The sequence below is a fragment of the Micromonospora sp. NPDC047753 genome (genome assembly GCF_040642735.1).
Lineage (GTDB): Bacteria > Actinomycetota > Actinomycetes > Mycobacteriales > Micromonosporaceae > Micromonospora.
On the sequence record NZ_JBEYSL010000120.1, the window covers coordinates 1 to 14,990 of the forward strand.

Annotated in this window: 15 protein-coding genes and 1 pseudogene; 8 read left to right on the forward strand and 8 right to left on the reverse strand. The window is 70.2% G+C overall.

Going from position 1 to position 14,990, the window contains the following annotated elements:
* A pseudogene (locus ABZ749_RS13075) lies at window positions 1-577 on the reverse strand (peptidase S8); the annotation flags it as partial.
* Here ABZ749_RS13075 and ABZ749_RS13080 point away from each other — a divergent pair.
* From ABZ749_RS13080 to ABZ749_RS13090, 3 genes are all read left to right on the forward strand, one after another.
* Window positions 500-658: a hypothetical protein gene (locus ABZ749_RS13080; RefSeq protein WP_357227054.1), complete on the forward strand. Its 159-nt coding sequence runs from the start codon at window positions 500-502 to the stop codon at window positions 656-658. The pseudogene ABZ749_RS13075 and the gene ABZ749_RS13080 sit on opposite strands and share 78 nt — an antisense overlap.
* 100 nt (window positions 659-758) lie before the next feature.
* Window positions 759-1,259: a sigma-70 family RNA polymerase sigma factor gene (locus tag ABZ749_RS13085; RefSeq protein WP_091396991.1), complete on the forward strand. Its 501-nt coding sequence runs from the start codon at window positions 759-761 to the stop codon at window positions 1,257-1,259.
* Window positions 1,252-1,947, forward strand: a complete 696-nt coding sequence (locus ABZ749_RS13090; protein WP_357227057.1) for a hypothetical protein — start codon at window positions 1,252-1,254, stop codon at window positions 1,945-1,947. The genes ABZ749_RS13085 and ABZ749_RS13090 overlap by 8 nt, the downstream gene beginning before the upstream one ends.
* A gap of 64 nt (window positions 1,948-2,011) precedes the next feature.
* Here the strand turns inward: ABZ749_RS13090 and ABZ749_RS13095 are convergent, their stop codons facing one another.
* Window positions 2,012-2,674, reverse strand: coding sequence for a hypothetical protein (locus tag ABZ749_RS13095; protein WP_357227060.1), 663 nt, complete (start codon window positions 2,672-2,674; stop codon window positions 2,012-2,014).
* 340 nt (window positions 2,675-3,014) lie between these two features.
* On the opposite strand from ABZ749_RS13095, the gene ABZ749_RS13100 reads away from it, so the two are divergent.
* From ABZ749_RS13100 to ABZ749_RS13115, 4 genes are all read left to right on the forward strand, one after another.
* The gene (locus ABZ749_RS13100; RefSeq protein WP_357227063.1) at window positions 3,015-4,073 is read left to right on the forward strand and encodes a HupE/UreJ family protein; all 1,059 of its coding nucleotides are present in this window, start codon (window positions 3,015-3,017) and stop codon (window positions 4,071-4,073) included.
* A gap of 144 nt (window positions 4,074-4,217) precedes the next feature.
* The gene (locus tag ABZ749_RS13105; RefSeq protein ID WP_357227066.1) at window positions 4,218-6,197 is read left to right on the forward strand and encodes a metallophosphoesterase family protein; all 1,980 of its coding nucleotides are present in this window, start codon (window positions 4,218-4,220) and stop codon (window positions 6,195-6,197) included.
* Between the two features lie 89 nt (window positions 6,198-6,286).
* Entirely contained in the window at window positions 6,287-7,354 is a 1,068-nt protein-coding gene (locus ABZ749_RS13110; RefSeq protein ID WP_357227068.1) for a DUF916 domain-containing protein, read from the forward strand.
* A 165-nt stretch (window positions 7,355-7,519) separates the two neighbouring features.
* Complete coding sequence (locus tag ABZ749_RS13115; protein WP_357227070.1) at window positions 7,520-8,491, forward strand: NADP-dependent oxidoreductase; 972 nt, start codon at window positions 7,520-7,522, stop codon at window positions 8,489-8,491.
* Window positions 8,492-8,495: 4 nt separating this feature from the next.
* On the opposite strand, the gene ABZ749_RS13120 is transcribed toward ABZ749_RS13115, so the two are convergent.
* The 6 genes from ABZ749_RS13120 to ABZ749_RS13145 form a co-directional block, all read right to left on the reverse strand.
* Window positions 8,496-9,086: an HAD-IA family hydrolase gene (locus tag ABZ749_RS13120; protein ID WP_355004407.1), complete on the reverse strand. Its 591-nt coding sequence runs from the start codon at window positions 9,084-9,086 to the stop codon at window positions 8,496-8,498.
* Window positions 9,087-9,102: 16 nt separating this feature from the next.
* On the reverse strand, window positions 9,103-10,359 hold the full coding sequence (locus ABZ749_RS13125) for a sigma-70 family RNA polymerase sigma factor (RefSeq protein ID WP_357227072.1): 1,257 nt from the start codon (window positions 10,357-10,359) through the stop codon (window positions 9,103-9,105).
* Between the two features lie 2 nt (window positions 10,360-10,361).
* Window positions 10,362-10,709, reverse strand: coding sequence for a YciI family protein (locus ABZ749_RS13130; RefSeq protein WP_357227082.1), 348 nt, complete (start codon window positions 10,707-10,709; stop codon window positions 10,362-10,364).
* An 86-nt stretch (window positions 10,710-10,795) separates the two neighbouring features.
* Complete coding sequence (locus ABZ749_RS13135) at window positions 10,796-11,992, reverse strand: low temperature requirement protein A (RefSeq protein WP_357227074.1); 1,197 nt, start codon at window positions 11,990-11,992, stop codon at window positions 10,796-10,798.
* 104 nt (window positions 11,993-12,096) lie between these two features.
* Complete coding sequence (trpS, locus tag ABZ749_RS13140; RefSeq protein WP_355004404.1) at window positions 12,097-13,155, reverse strand: tryptophan--tRNA ligase; 1,059 nt, start codon at window positions 13,153-13,155, stop codon at window positions 12,097-12,099.
* A gap of 269 nt (window positions 13,156-13,424) precedes the next feature.
* The gene (locus tag ABZ749_RS13145; protein WP_357227078.1) at window positions 13,425-13,895 is read right to left on the reverse strand and encodes a PRC-barrel domain-containing protein; all 471 of its coding nucleotides are present in this window, start codon (window positions 13,893-13,895) and stop codon (window positions 13,425-13,427) included.
* Between the two features lie 167 nt (window positions 13,896-14,062).
* Here ABZ749_RS13145 and ABZ749_RS13150 point away from each other — a divergent pair, with 167 nt between their 5' ends.
* On the forward strand, window positions 14,063-14,317 hold the full coding sequence (locus tag ABZ749_RS13150) for a hypothetical protein (protein ID WP_355004402.1): 255 nt from the start codon (window positions 14,063-14,065) through the stop codon (window positions 14,315-14,317).
* Window positions 14,318-14,990 lie beyond the last annotated feature (673 nt).

Here is a 14,990-nt window from a genome sequence, read left to right on the forward strand (position 1 = left end):
GCGCTGATCTTCGGCCGCTGGAACCCGACCGGCGCGCTGCTCGCCGCGCTGTTCTTCGGATTCGCCGACCAGCTCGCCACGTACCTGGGCGCGATTCAGGGTCCGCGCGGACCGCGAGCGCGTGCGCGGCCGGGAGATCGGCCCGCACCCGGCCGGCACCCCCGGTGGTCGCGGTCCGTGCCCGCGCCGCCATGTTCTCGGGGTACGCGACCAGCAGCGGCAATTCGGGTGCCCGGTCGTCGTAGCCGAACTCGCCGAGCGTGCTCAGGTCGAACAGGCGTCGATCGAGCCGCCCGTCCCGCACCAGCGGCATCGCGTCCACCGGGATGACGTACTGGTGACCGTCCTCCCGGCTGCTCACGAACCGCATGCCGGCCCGACCCGGCCCGCGCTGGATCTGCGGACGCCCCGCCGCGTCCAGCGAAACCCGGTCACCGGTGATCAGGGTGAAGGTTCCGTGGGTGCCGGGGGCCTTGGGCGTCTCCTGCGCGTTCGCCGGTTGGGCGATCAGGCCCGCCGCAACCAGCGCGGTCGCGAGTACGCCGGCTGTCAGGGCGCGTCGTTGCCGTCGTCGCACATCGTCCTCTCCGCCACGGGCGTCTCCCGGGTCGGCACGATGACGCCTGACCAGGTCGTCAGGTTGATCACCCTGGTGTGACAGAGGCCACAATCGCGCCCCGCGCCGATGTGACCGGTGCACCCTTGCGAGTTCCATGCGGCGGTGACCAGGGGACGAGGCAGGGGAGGGCACCGGTCGGATGCGTGACGCCGAAGAGTTCGACGCCCTCTACGCGGCCTGTGCGGGTCGGGTCGTGGGTCACGTGTACGCGCTCACCGGCAATCGCGCCGAGGCCGAGGACGCCGTCGCCGAGGCGTTCATGCGGGCCTGGCAGCGGTGGGCGACGGTGCGGGAGACGGACAGTCCGGAGGCGTGGGTCCGCCGGGTGGCCTCCCGGATCGCGGTGAGCAGTTGGCGCAAGGCGTTCAACCGGGTACGCGCACACCGCCGGGCCGCTGTCGACCAGGGCGTGCCCGGACTGAACGAGGACCACGTCGCGCTGTTGCAGGCGCTGCAACGACTGAGCGCCAACGAGCGCCGGGCCGTCGTGCTGCACCACCTCAACGACCTCAGCGTCGCGGAGGTGGCAGCCGAGATGCAGGCCCCCGTCGGAACCGTGAAGACGTACCTCGCCCGTGGTCGGAGAGCGATGGCCGGGTTGCTGACCGATGCGCACCAGGAGGAGACCTCCCATGGCTGATCCGCGCGACGATCTCACCGCGATCGTGGACGAGGTCCGGCGAGTCACCACCATGCCGGGGGCACAGACTTTGCGGCACCGCAGCGACCGGCGTCGGCGACGCCGGACGGCCGTCGGCGCAGCAGGGCTGGCCGTGGTGGCCCTCGCCGCCGGCACCGCCCTGGTGCAGGTGCGCGACACCGTCGAGACGCCCGGCGTCGGCCCGGCCACCCAGGCCGCACCGCCGGTGGTTCCGTCCGCGACCGCCTCGGCGGGTCCGCAGGAGATCCTCGGTGGCCGGCGGCAGGTCCAGATCGTGCTGCCCGCCATGCGCGGGGCCACGTTGGCGATCGACCGCGACGGCGATCAGGTCCGGGCCAGCACCGAACAGAGCATCGACGATCGGGCGCTGTGGGTGCTGCGCCCCGAGGGCGACAGGTACCGGATCCTCCTGGCCGCCGGTGCCGAGGCGATCTGCATGACCGTCGTGCACGACGCCGCGCCGGGCAGCGTACGCGGGCGGGCGTGTGATGCCGCCGCCTCGACGCAGCTCTTCCGGATCGATCGGGTGCCGGACGGCAGCTACTCGGTCTTCCAGGGCAAGCGCTACGTCCAGGTGGTCGACGGCACCAACGCCCTGGTTCCCGACCTGCCTGAGGGCCTGACCACCACGTACGAGTTCCTGGATCGCGGCCCCGCCCCGCGCTGAACCCGTCTGCGCCGACGCGGGGCGAGCGTGGACGGGGCCGGATCGGGGACGGCCAGCCCGGCTGTCAGAGCCAGACCACGAGCCCGGTCAGGTCGTTGAGGACCGCGGCCACGCCCGCCCGGATGGCCGACGCGCACCGGTCCGCGGTGAACGAGTTCGGGTCGTACGTGGAGGACATCCCGAGCCCCTCGCCGCGGAACGACGCGCCGTCCCAGTCGACAGCCGTGACGTTGTGGGTGGGCTCGGCGAGCTCCGCGCCGACCACGAGGAACTTCTCGTCCAGGTGGTTCGGGGTGACCAGCGCGAGCCCGTCGATGAGGTCGTTGCCCGCGCTGACGATGAGGTCCGGGCCCATCTCCATCGCCTTGGCGATGCTGGGAACAGTGTCGTGCGCACTGCCGGCGACGATGGTCCTCAGGTCGACGTGCTCGTCGTCGGCCCACTCCTCGACCGCCGTCACGAGGGCCTTGGTCGGGTTGTCCGTACCGCTGGTCAGCAGGACGACTCGGTAGTCCTTCGGCGGGTGGACGTCGGCCCACGAGCCGGGCCGCGGGGTGATCGTCGCCTCCGGCGCGGGCCTTGTGGAGGGGTCGACGAACCCCGGGCCGAGAGTGCCGAGGGCGCTGGGCGCCGGACGTGGCTCGGACCAGTCGTCGCTGGAGTTGCAGGCGGAGACCAGCGCGGCGGTCGCGGCCAGCATGGCGACGGCCCGAAGCGGGGGGCGCAAGGTGATCGTCCTCCGGGTGGTGGCGGAAAGTGCGCATACTTCTTCGTATTCCTATCTCAATTCCGTTCACCGGTAATCGGTGGGCGGTCGTTAGAGGAAGTTGTTCTCCGACGGTTCGTCGGTGCGCGGGTTGGCGTTCACCCGCGACATGCAACGTGCACTGGCCAACCGAGGGAGTCGAATGTCAGGCCGCATCCGCCGTACCGTTATCGTCGCCGCTGTCGGATTCGCCGCAGCGGTGGTTCCGTTTCTGGGCGCCGCACCGGCGTCCGCGCACGGCTTCTCGTCGACCGTGTACGCGAAAATTGCAGCGGGAGATGAGGGTCACATTCGGACCGGTGTGGAGCTCGAATACGACCTCCTCGTCGTGTCCGCCGCGGATGCCGGCGACGACGACCCGCTCTTCCAGGCGGGAACCGCCGCGTTCGAGACGGGCGACACCGCCGCCCAGGCCGCCGCGCTGAAGGGTCACGCGTCGGCGGTACTCCGGTACGTCTCCGACCGGTTCGCTGTGACTTCCCGGGGTGCGGACTGCCGGCCTGCCCAGGTGGGTGACGCGACGATCGGCGAGCGCGAGGGCGTGCCGTACGCCGACCTGCTGCTCGACTGGACCTGCCCGGAGCGGGTCGACGAGCACGTGGTGCGCAGCGACCTCTTCCCGGATGGTGAGGGCTACGTCAAGGGCACGAAGACGATCGTCACGTACGAGATCGACGGCCGCTCGGGCAGTGCCGCGCTCGACGCGGCCAACCCGTCCTTCTCGACGGCGCAGGCCTGGTACGAGCGGTTCGGCGAGTTCTTCCTCCTGGGCGCCGAGCATCTGCTGACCGGGATCGACCACATCCTGTTCCTGCTGGCGCTCATCGCCGGGTCTCGGCGGCTTCGGGAGATCGTGCTCGCGGCCACCAGCTTCACGCTGGCGCACTCGGTGACGTTCATGCTCGCCGCGCTCGGCCTGGTCGAGGTGCCGGCGGTGATCGTGGAGCCGGTCATCGCGCTGTCGATCGCCGTCGTCGCCGGTTGGCACCTGTGGGGGATCTGGCGGCGTGGTGAGCACGCGGCTGACCTGGAGACGGTCGGGCGCGGTCACTTCAGCCTGGATCGGGCCGGCTGGATCCGCCTCGGCGTGGTGTTCTGCTTCGGCCTCGTGCACGGCCTCGGCTTTGCGGGCGCCCTGGGTATCGACGAGGCGTGGTCGTGGACCCTGTTGTGGTCGCTGCTGGTGTTCAACGTCGGCATCGAGGTCGTTCAGTTGACAATTATCGCTGTCGTCTTCCCGCTGCTGTTCGTGCTGCGCCGTCGTGCGCCGAAAGCCGGCCTCTGGGCGACCGGGGTCGTTTCTGCGGGCGTGTCCATTATGGGGTTGATCTGGTTTGTGCAGCGCGTTTCTGGATCATGAGCAGGGCTAAGTAGTTCGTGAAGTGCAGTCTTTCGCAAGATCACGTTCATGATCGGTTCATCAGGCGGCGAAAGCGTGGAATTGCTTCCCCAGCGTCGGGTGAAGGCACAATCCATTTCTCTATTTGAAAAGGGAACAATGTCGATGACATTGAGCACCTCGACACGGGCCTCCGCGCTCGTGCGGCGGCGCCTGGTCGCCGGGGTCGCAGCCGGGTTCCTCGGTCTGGGCGCGGCCCTCGGCAGTGGCCTGATGGCCACCGCGAGCGCGGCCGAGTCCACCACGATCAGCAGCGTGATCCTCGGCGTCGGCGCCAACGAGACCCAGCGCATCGTGACCTGGTACTCCTCCGCCGACACCGCGCAGAAGATCCAGCTCGCCCCGACCGCCGAGATCGTCAACGGCGAGTTCCCGGCCGGCGCGGTCAGCTTCGACGCCGTCGGCGCGGCGAACACCTCCACCACCGGGTTCAACCGGCACGCCACGATCAGCAACCTGCGCGAGAAGACGGCGTACTCGTACCGCGTCGGCGCCGAGGGCAGCTGGTCCCCGACGTACGCCTTCAAGACGCAGGACTTCGAGGGCGACTACGACTTCCTGTTCTTCGGTGACCCGCAGATCGGCTCGTCCGGCGACCGGCTCAAGGACCAGGCCGGCTGGGAGGACACCCTGAAGGTCGCCACCGCGGCCAACCCGAACGCGGAACTGCTGGTCTCCGGCGGCGACCACGTCGAGTCCGCCAACGACGAGGGTCAGTGGACCTCGTTCATGGCCCCCGACCAGCTGCGTCAGTACCCAGTGGTCGCCACCATCGGTAACCACGACGTCGGCGGCAAGTCCTACGAGCAGCACCACTTCACCCCGAACACCGACCGCACGGCCCCGTACTACGACAACGGGAACCCGGCGGGCACCAAGTCCGGTGGTGACTACTGGTTCGTCTACAAGGACGTGCTGTTCATCGACATCAACAGCAACAGCTACAAGCTGCCGACCGACGGCAGCAACGCCGGCGACGCCGCGCACGTCTCGTACATCACCGACGTGGTGAACAAGCACGGCTCCGAGGCCAAGTGGAAGGTGCTGGTCTACCACCACTCCATCTACTCGCCGGCCAGCCACGCGACCGACACCGACAACAAGCAGCGCCGGGAAGACTTCACCACGGCCTTCTCGAACCTCGGCATCGACATGGTGCTCCAGGGTCACGACCACAGCTACTCGCGCAGCTACTCCATCAAGAACGGCCAGAAGGAGAACCCGGCCGAGAAGCCGGGCGCGGCCGATGTCTTCCCCGGCCCGGGCGGCGTCATCTACGTGACCGCCAACTCGGCCTCCGGCTCGAAGTACTACGACATCAAGAAGCCGGACGCGACCGGCACCGGCATCAAGGGCAACGGCCCGGACCCGCTGGACCCGGACAAGTACTGGTACAACTCGGTGCAGAACCAGGAGCACGTCCGCAGCTACGTCAAGGTGCAGGTGCGCGGCGACAAGCTGGTTCTGGCGAACGTGCGCAGCGGCACCTGCGCGGCACCGAACGCGTCGGTCGAGGCCGGCCTCTCCTGCGTCAACACCCCGGAGGGCCAGCCGGTCGGCTCGATCGTCGACAACGTGACGGTGCACCCGTTCCACGGTGACGGTCAGGCCATCCAGGTCAACGTGCCGAACCCGGCCCCGGGCGAGTTCGGCTGGACGATCGACGGCTACAACGGTCTGGTCGACCTGGGTACCGCGCAGGAGCGCAACGGCACCTACTTCCAGGCCAACGGCAAGATCAACCCGATCCTCGTGTCGGACAGCCGCCGGTCGCTCGCCCCGTGGTCGATCTCGGCCAACGTCGGCGACTTCTCCGACGCCGACAAGACGTTCTCCGGCTCCTACCTCGGTTGGAACCCGTACGTGCTCGACGCCGGCGCGGGTGCCGAGGCCGGTGCCCCGGTCCTGTCGTCGCTCGACGACCAGGGCAAGGGCCTCTCGGTCTCCAGCGCGCTCGCCGCGGCCGCGCAGGGTCACCCGCGTGGCGGCGCCAAGCTCGGCGCTGACCTGGATCTGAAGATCCCGGACAGCATCGCGAAGGGCAGCTACCGCACCACCCTCACGATCACTGCGCTGAGCAGCTGACCGAACGGATCCATGCGGCGGGGTAGGCACCTTCGGGGCCTACCCCGCCACCCATTGCACCCCTCCCAAGATCACCTCAAGGAACTGACATGTACCCGCCCGTAACGCGCTGGAAGACACGCCTCCGTACGACAGCACTGTCCCTGCTCGCCGTCGTCGCGGCCGTCGGTGTCGGTGCCGGTCCCGCCCTGGCGGCGGACGGTAACGTCGCCTGGACGGTCCGGACGGCCTCCAACGGCTACGGCGAGGCCAGGTCCAGCTACAGCTACAACGTCAACCCGGGCGGTGCCGTCGAGGACGCCATGGTCGTGGCCAACCGCGGCCCGGCGCCGCTGACCCTCACCGTGTACGCGGCCGACGGCTTCACCACCGACGCCGGCCAGCTCGACCTGCTCACCAAAGACAAGAAGTCGATCGCGATCGGTGCCTGGGTGAAGCCGAACGCCGGCAGCGTCGTGATCCAGCCCGGAAAGACCGCCCAGGTCCCCTTCACTGTCGACGTTCCGCAGAACGCCACGCCCGGGGACTACGTCGGCGGCATCCTCACCACGCTGACCCAGGCCGACCAGGCTGAGGGGATCAACGTCGACCGGCGCCTCGGCATCCGGATCAAGTTGCGGGTGGGCGGCGAGCTGAAGCCGAACCTCGCGATCGAGAACCTCCACGTCACGTACGCCGGACCGACCAACCCGTTCAGCAAGGGTGACGCCACCATCACCTACCAGGTCCATAACGTCGGCAACGCGGCCCTGTCCGGGAAGCAGGCGGTGACCGTCTCGGGCCCGTTCGGCCTGCTGCGGGTGCGGGCCGAGGATGTCGCCGCGCCGCCGGAGCTGCTTCCGGGTGAGAGCTGGGACGTGTCGGTGCCCGTACACGGGGTGGCTCCCGCCATCTCGCTGGCCGCTACAGCGACTCTGACACCCCTGCTCACCGACGCCTCAGGCTCCACCACCTCGCTCAAGCCGGTCCAGGTCACCGCGCACGGCTGGGCCCTGCCCTGGATGCTGTTGCTGGTGCTCGTCGTGCTGATCGCCGTGCTCGTCGGGGCGTACCTGTACCGACGCCGCAACCGGGCGCGGAGCAAGGCGCGCGAGGACGCCCGCGTACGCGACGCCGTCGAGCAGGCGCTTCGGGGCCCGGAGCCGCAGACCTCCTGATCACGGCACCGGTCACCTCGGCTGGCTTCGGCCGGCGGAGGTTCTCGCCCGCCGGTCGGGGCGTCGGCGTTCGTCCTTGTGGGTGAACGGCGCTCAGCTCCGGACCACGCCTGTTCCCCAGCCGGCATGCTGCGACGGTGACGCCGGCACGGAGAGGGAATCCACATGGTTGACGGGGATCTGCCAGAGCGGATGCAGGCAGCGGCCTTCGACGAGTTCGGCGGGCCGGAGGTGATCACCCTGCGGAAGCTGCCGATCCCGCAGGTCGCCGACGACGAGGTGCTGATCAAGGTCTTGAGCGCCGGCGTCGGGGTGTGGGACGCGTACGAGCGGCAGGGCATGCTGGTGCCGGAGGGCTCGGCGCTCCCGATCGTGCCCGGCTCCGACGGCGCCGGAACCGTCGTCGCGGCCGGCAGCAAGGTGACCGACCTGGCTGCGGGTGACCTGGTCTACGTCTCCGCCACCACGCGGCCGAAGGGCGGCCTCTACGCCGAGTACGCGTCGGTCAAGGCGGAGTACGTGGCGAAGGTGCCCGACGGTGTGCCCGCCCAGCACGCGGGTGCCATGCCCACCGACGCGCTGACCGCACTGGCCGGGCTCGACGCGATCAGCCTGTCGGCCGGTGCCTGGCTGCTGATCTTCGGTGCGAGCGGCGGTCAGGGTCACCTGGCCGTGCAGTTGGCGAAGCGGCAGGGGCTGAACGTGATCGCCGTGGCGTCCGGGGCGGACGGCGTCGCGCTGGTGACCCGGCTCGGTGCCGACGTGTCCCTCGACGGCCACGGCGACATGACCGACGTGCTGGCCCGGATCCGGGACGCGGCGCCGGGCGGGGTGAACGCCATCCTGGCGATGGCCGGCGGCGCGACGCTGGACCAGCTCACCGAGGCGCTGGCCGACGGCGGGGTGGTCGCGTTCGCCCACGGGGTGCGCCCGGAGCCTCAGGAACGGCCGGGCGTCATGGTCCGCGCGTACGACGGCGAATCGAGCCCTCGACAGTTGCAACGCCTCAACGAACTCATCGAGGCGGGGCCGTTCGTGGTGCACGTCGCGGAGAAGTTCCCGCTGGGCAAGGTGCGCGACGCGCACCAGCGCCTACAGACGTCGTACGCCGGCAAGCTCCTGCTGACGGTGGCCTGAGACGTCAGGGCGTGCGCTGTTGCGGCACGCGTACCGAAGCCATGCCGGCCGCCGTCGCGGCCTGGATGCCCAGGTCGGTGTCCTCGAAGACCAGGCAGGACTCCGGGGGTACGCCGAGCTGCTCCGCCGCGAGCAGGAACGCCTCCGGGTCGGGCTTGGCCCGGGTGTAGTCGTCGGCGCAGACCAGCACGTCGAACCGGTCCAGCAGACCGAGCGCGTCCAGGGAGGCGGTGACCGACGCGCGGGTGCTGCCGGAGACGACGGCGAACGGAACCCGCCGGTGCGCGTCGTGGATGTGCGCCAGCACCTCGGGCACGGCGGCGAGCTGCGGCAGCAACTCCTGGTAGTAGCTCTCCCGGCGCTCGACGACGGCCTCCACCGGCATGGTGAGACCCTGCTGCTCGTTCAGAGCGACGATGATGTCGGCGGTGGGCCGCCCACCCCAGGCGTAGAAGAGGTCCTCGGGGAACTCGCAGCCCCACTCCTCAAGTGCCCGCTGCCAGGCCAGGTAGTGCAGCGGCATCGAGTCGACGATGGTGCCGTCGCAGTCGAACAGGTACGCGGCGAACGGCCCGGGGGGCAGAGGCAGACTCACCCGCGAAGGGTACAGCTCACTCGTTCGTGACAGCCCTCAGCTGGCTGAGCAGGTACGCGCGCTCCGGTTCGGTGCCGACCAACGTCAACGCGCTGCGGTACGCGGCCGCCGCCTCGTCGTACCGGCCGAGCCGGCGCAGCAGGTCGGCCCGCGCCGCCGGATAGGGGTGGTGGCCGCGCAGCCGAGGCTCGTCGGCCAACTCGTCGAGCAGCGCGAGCCCCGCCGCCGGCCCGTCCCGCATGGCGACCGCGGCGGCCCGGTTCAGCGCCACGATCGGTGAGGGCACCAGGCCGAGCAACACGTCGTAGAGGGCCACCACCTGCGGCCAGTCGGTGCTGGCCACGTCGGCGGCCTCGTCGTGCAGCGCGGCGATGGCGGCCTGCACGCCGTACGGGCCGGGCGCTCGGCCGGTCAGCGCGACCACCACCAGGCCCCGCCCCTCCTCGATCATCTGACCGTCCCAGCGTCCACGGTCCTGGTCGTCGAGAAGGATCATGGTGCCGTCCGGTCCGGTACGCGCGTCCCGGCGGGCGTGGACCAGCAGCATCAGACCGAGCAGCCCGGCGACCTCCCGCTCGGCCGGCAGCAGCCGACGCAGGATCCGGCCCAGCCGGATGGCCTCCTCGGCCAGGTCGATCCGTTGCAGATCCGGGCCGGAGCTGGCCGCGTACCCCTCGGTGAAGACCGAGTAGACGGCCTGGAGCACCGTGGGCAGACGACCGGGCAGCTCGTCGGGCCCCGGCACCCGGAACGGGATGCGCGCGTCGCGGATCTTCCGTTTGGCGCGGACGAGTCGTTGGGCCATGGTGGCCGGCGGCACCAGGAAGGCCCGCGCGACCTCGGTGGTCGTGAGGCCGGCCAGGAACCGCAGGGTGAGCGCGCCGCGATCCTGCGCGGCCAGCGCCGGGTGCGCACAGGTGAAGAAGAGCGCCAACCGGTCGTCGGGCAGGTCGCGGTCCGCGTCAGCGGGCGGCGCGGGATCGGCCCGCTCGGCCTCCGCCTGCAGTACGGCGAGCCGGGTCGCCAACACCCGGTCGCGACGCAGCCGATCCACCGCCCGACGCCGGGCCGTGGTGAGCAGCCACGCGCCCGGCCGGCTCGGGACGCCCTCGGTCGGCCAGTGCGTCAGCGCCGCCTCGATGGCCTCGGAGGTGACCTCCTCGGCCAGGTCGAGGTCACCGAAGCGGCGCACGAGCGAGGCGAGCAGCCGGCCGCGTTCCTCCCGGAACACCGCCTCCACCGACGACCCGACGGCTGCCCCCTCACCCGGCACTGTCACACCTGCATGTCGATCTCGAAGATCGGACGGACCTGGACCGACCCGGGGCCGACGGCTCCGGGACTGCGGGCCGCCCACTCCAGCGCGGCGTCGAGGTCCGGCACGTCGATGACGTCGTACCCGCCGAGCAGCTCTCGGGTCTCGGCGAACGGTCCGTCGGTGACCGTCCGCTCGCCGTCCGGGTTGACCTGCACTGTCGTACAGGTGGTCAGGTCCTGCAGGGGATGCCCGGAGACCCAGACCCCGGCGTCCTTCATCTCCCGGTCGTAGCGGATCCAGTCCTCGAAGCTGCATCCGTTGTCGACGACCTCCCCGTCGACCATGGGGCTCATGAACAGCAGCATGTACTTCACGTTTCGGCTCCTCTCGGTGCGGCGGGTCGCCGTACAGCATGACGACGAACGTGGGACGGGGATATCGACACGGCGCGTCAGCTTTTTCGTGGGCGTTCGTCGCGACGGTCCATCCGACGCTCGAACCAGGTCACCGCGATCAGGAAGGCGGTGAGCAGGGCGAGTGCCGCGAGTGGCGGGAGGGAGCGGCCGATCGGCAGCAGCACCAACGGCAGGAGCGCGGCCACGACCTGCCCGGGGTACGCCGTGCCCACGGTCAGCCGGCGGAACGCCAACCTGCTCAGCAGGTAGAGGGCGGCACCGCCGTAGAGCGCGGTCGCGGCCTCCCAGCCGAGCCGGCCGGGGTGCGCCGACTCCTCGGTGAGCTGGGCGATCACCTCCTCGATGCCGAGCGCGACATAGATGGCACCGATGATCAGCGTGGAGTGCCCGAGGCCGTACGCGTCGCCGGCGACGCGGGCCCGTCGCTCATCCGGCACGGTGCCGACCGCCTCCCGGGCGGCGGACGCCAGCCGATCGAAGTAGAGCCACCACAGGCAGACCGTGCTGGTGAGGCCGAGCAGAGCGGCCAGCAGGGCGGAGCCGACCGGTGCCATCGCCCTCGGGCCTGCGCCGGCGGAGATCAGGGACTCACCCAGCGCGATGATGAGCACCAGGCCGAACCGCTCGCTGAAGTGGTCCACGCTGCGCAGTTGCCACGGCCGGAAGGTGGACGCGAGCCGGGCACCCCCGATGTTCAGCAGGAACGCGATCGTCCAGAGCGCGGTCTGGGCCGCACCGCCGAGCAGGGCGCCGACGATCAGCGGCACCCAGCCCAGCACCACCGGCACTGTGAAGAACCGCAGCGTCGAGCGCAGTGGAGGGTTCGTCGCGCTCGCCCAGAACAGGATCACGAGCTGCACGGCCCGACCGAGCACGTAGGCCAGGGCGAGCGTCAGCGGCGCGTCGAACAGCTCCGGACTCTGCTGCCAGGCGTCCGGCAACACCAGCGCGGCCACGAAGATCGCCGCCATCGCGACCAGGGTGACCGCGCGGACCGGGCCGACGTCCGGCCGGACCAGGTTTCCCACCCAGATGTACGGCGACCAGGAGTACAGCAGCAGGAGCAGGAGGAGCAGCCCCTGGGCCAGGGTGAGCGCGCCCGGTGAGGACGCCATGAACGTGATGACCCGGGTGAGCGCGAAGACGAAGACCAGGTCGAAGAAGATCTCGAACATCGTGGTCCGGTGCGTCAGCCCTGCCGACACCGGACGAATGTCGAGAATCCTCCTCACCCTCGCATTCTGCGCCCTGGACCTGGCTGACGTCCGGATCCGCTGAGACCCCGATGGGTGTCGCAGCGGACCCGGCGCCACGCCGCCTACCGGACGCCCCGGTCTCAGGTCGAGGCGTCCGTCCGGCGTCGGCTCCGCTCAGCTCGCCGCCGCACCTGCTGGTACGCGCCGGTCAGCCCCATCGCCCGGCGTACCTCGAGCACCGTCTGGCGTACCTCCTGGCGGGTCCGTTCCGTACCCTCGACGATCAGTCGGTCGACCAGGCCCCGGTCGGCTTCGATCTCGGCCCGCCGCTGCCGGATCGGCGCCAGGAACCCCTCCAGCGCGACGATCAGCCGTTCCTTGACCTCCACGTCGCCCACCCGCCCGGCCCGGTAACGCCGGGCCAGGTCGGCCACCTCGTCGCGGTCCGGATTGAAAACCTCGTGGTACGCGAAGACCGGGTTCCCTTCCACAGTGCCCGGCACGTCGGCCCGCACCCGGTTCGGGTCGGTGTACATGCCGAGCACCTTGCGACGCACAGTCGCCGCGTCGTCGGAGAGCGCGATCGAGTTGCCCCGGCTCTTGCTCATCTTGGCGGCGCCATCGGTCCCCACCAGGCTCGGTGTGTCCGCCGGGATCAACTCGGGCACCGGGAAGACGGGGCCGTACAGGTGGTTGAACCGCCGGGCGATCTCCCTGGTCACCTCGACGTGTGCGGCGTTGTCCCGGCCGACCGGAACCACCTCCCCCTTCACGCAGAGGATGTCCGCGGCCTGGAGCACCGGATAACCCAGCAGCCCGTACGGCATCTCCTCCTTGCCGGCGTCGCGGGCCATGTCCTTGAGCGAGGGCACCCGTTCCAGCCGGGGAACTGTCACCAGGTTCTGGAGGAGGGTGTTGAGGTCGCCGACCTCGGGGATGGCCGACTGGAGGTAGAAGGTGGCCCGGTCCGGGTCGACGCCGGCGGCGAGGATGTCGGTCACCATCTCGCGGGCGTTGCCGGCGACCTGGTCGATGTCCTCGCGGCGGTTGCGGGTGGTGAGCATGTGCAGGTCGGCGATGATGAAGAAGCTCTCGTAGCGCCGGTGCAGCCGTACCCGGTTGGCGATGCTGCCGACGTAGTGGCCGAGGTGCAGGCGGCCGGTGGGCCGGTCACCGGTGAGCATTCGTGCGACGGACATGGTGGTGCCTCTCGTATCCGAAGGTGGGTCACGCGTGGGCGCGCGCCGAGCAGGGCTGGCTCAGCCCTGCTCGGTCAGCGGGATCGACTCAGCGAGTCGCCCGCCATCGCGCGCCGGCGCGAAACCGCAGACCACCGGCACGGAGGACGTTCAGAAGTTGCTCACGGCCATCGCCGGAGCTGGTCGGGATCTCGGAAACGGCACCGAGGGAGCGGCCGCCGACCAGGTCGACCGCCTCGGATGCGCAGTTGCCCGTCCGGACCACGGCCTCAGATTACCCGCGGGATGGCCCCGGGAGGCGGGAGGTAGCTGTCGGCGTAGTAGGCGCCGACGCGTTCCCGGTACTCCTGGTCGGCCGCTGCCGGATCGAAGGGTGGCGCGTCCTTGATCTGCTGGCGGGTCCGGTCGACGTGCACGACGCGCTCCTGGTGATCCACCCGGTCGACCGTTCCGGCCGGCAGCAGCACCTTCTGGCCGAAGATCCACGGCCCGGTGTCCACCACCAGGTGCCCGGCGTCCGCCTCGTCGCTCGTCTCGTCGATGGTGCCGATGCGCCCGTCGCTCGCCTGGACCTGATAGCCCACCAGGTCGACGGGCGTACCCGGGCCGGGGGCGTCCGGGCCGTCGTGTCCACCCTCCTGACCGTCCGGAGGGGTGACCGAGGGGGTGGTCTGCGTGTACCCGCCGGCCAGGGCGGACGGATCACGCCAGGCCCAGGGGTTGAAGATCGAGGTTTGCATGGGGCACCTCCGAAGGACGGTCCTCAGCTGTCCCCCTTCGCAGTGCCCATCCCGCTGACGCCGGAAACAGCCGGCACTCAACGCGGGGTGCTCCGGCCCAGGTGCGGCAGAGCGCCGCGTCCGCGTCGCCGGCCCGGTGAGCAGGTGCGCTGGCATACTCGGCTGCCATGGTGCTGTCGCGAGGGTGGAGTCTCTTCCTGGTCGGAGTCGGCGTCTGGACCTGGGTGATCTGGCCGAGGTTCGCGGTGGCCATCTGGCAGGACCCGCGGTCCTGGGCGTCCGGCACGGTGGCCGAGGGTGCGGCCACGAGTTTCCTGTGGGTACACGCGCTGCTGATCGCCGCATCCCTGGCTATCGGCACCACCGCCGGTGTTCTCGGCGTCCGGGCCTGGCTCGCCGCTCGGCGGCGGCAGCCGTCCTGATCGTCGCTACCCGGCAGCCGTCCTGACCGCTGCCGCTACTGCGGATAGACCGCGCGACGCCCCCACTACGGATGGTTGCCGAGCCCTGGTTCCTGCGGAGCGGGTCTGACCTGGGAAAACTGCTCAGACGAACGAATGTGACGCGCGCCGCTACCCGTGGATTTGACGATCAAACCCGCAGACGCGTAACTTTCTCTCTGCCAGCGCGGAACGGGGCAAACGGGACGAAAGTCCTAGAGCGCCGAAACGGGATGGCAACCGGGTCAAGCAGGGGTTCGCTCCTGGGAGACGCGGTCCGGGCGGGGCTCGCCGGATCGGCCGCGAGGCGGATTTGGTGCGGCGAAGCCGACCGGGTAAGGTTCACGACCGGCAGGGAACCGGGCGAGACTGCGGGAAACCGCAGCGGCCGGTCTGCTGAATCCGACGACCTGACGCAGCGGTTCGCTGCTGCGTGAGTGCGCCGGCGCTGACCCGTACGAAGCATGACAGACCGGGACACACGGTTTGACACGGCGAAGACGGTGAGGTAACGTAGTAAAAGTGCCCGGCGCGAGAGCGACGGGGACGCGGTACGAAAAGCAGAAATTCGGTGGGGTGTAAGGCGATCTGAGCAATGTCGGCGACCGCCTCGGCTCTGTCTCCACGCAACGGCGGCCGATGGCATCAGGATGAG

Excerpts from the sequence above, each read along its gene's own strand:
- ABZ749_RS13085 (WP_091396991.1), top strand. The coding sequence starts at position 759 with ATGCGTGACGCCGAAGAGTTCGACGCCCTCTACGCGGCCTGTGCGGGT.
- ABZ749_RS13090 (WP_357227057.1), top strand. The coding sequence starts at position 1,252 with ATGGCTGATCCGCGCGACGATCTCACCGCGATCGTGGACGAGGTCCGG.
- ABZ749_RS13105 (WP_357227066.1), top strand. The coding sequence starts at position 4,218 with ATGACATTGAGCACCTCGACACGGGCCTCCGCGCTCGTGCGGCGGCGC.
- ABZ749_RS13110 (WP_357227068.1), top strand. The coding sequence starts at position 6,287 with ATGTACCCGCCCGTAACGCGCTGGAAGACACGCCTCCGTACGACAGCA.
- ABZ749_RS13115 (WP_357227070.1), top strand. The coding sequence starts at position 7,520 with ATGGTTGACGGGGATCTGCCAGAGCGGATGCAGGCAGCGGCCTTCGAC.
- ABZ749_RS13130 (WP_357227082.1), bottom strand. The coding sequence starts at position 10,709 with ATGCTGCTGTTCATGAGCCCCATGGTCGACGGGGAGGTCGTCGACAAC.
- trpS (WP_355004404.1), bottom strand. The coding sequence starts at position 13,155 with ATGTCCGTCGCACGAATGCTCACCGGTGACCGGCCCACCGGCCGCCTG.
- ABZ749_RS13145 (WP_357227078.1), bottom strand. The coding sequence starts at position 13,895 with ATGCAAACCTCGATCTTCAACCCCTGGGCCTGGCGTGATCCGTCCGCC.
- ABZ749_RS13150 (WP_355004402.1), top strand. The coding sequence starts at position 14,063 with ATGGTGCTGTCGCGAGGGTGGAGTCTCTTCCTGGTCGGAGTCGGCGTC.